General features: G+C 45.8%; 1 protein-coding gene. It reads left to right on the top strand.

Annotation, left to right across the window (positions count from 1 at the left end):
* Positions 1 to 308: hypothetical protein (locus EXE44_RS21255; RefSeq protein ID WP_206750414.1), on the top strand; the 308-nt coding region annotated here is incomplete at both ends.

Raw genomic sequence — 308 nt, 5'->3', positions numbered from 1 at the left:
GATGTACAAAGAGGATTTAGAGCAACACTTGAGTACTTTCTTAACGACAGCATTGTACGAAACAGGAGCATTTCAGGATATACGTAACGAGCTCGAATCCGAAGAGCGCTCAGGTACCGAAAAAAAAGACAACTCGACAGACACACCCACAAGTCTAGAAGACACCTCACTTGCTGAATATCGACGCGCTCTGGCTGGGCTTAACGAGAATTCTGATCTTTCAGAGCTCTCGAAGAAGCTACCGACTAAGGCATTAGAATTTGATACGGCAATGGAGGCTTCGCAAACGCGTACAGCCGCTTATTATG

Origin of the sequence: Halorubrum sp. SS7, from assembly GCF_005435055.1 — an archaeon.
Taxonomy (GTDB): domain Archaea; phylum Halobacteriota; class Halobacteria; order Halobacteriales; family Haloferacaceae; genus Halorubrum; species Halorubrum salinarum.
Note: the sequence above shows the minus strand (reverse complement) of the source record. Positions and strands in the feature narration are given on the sequence as shown.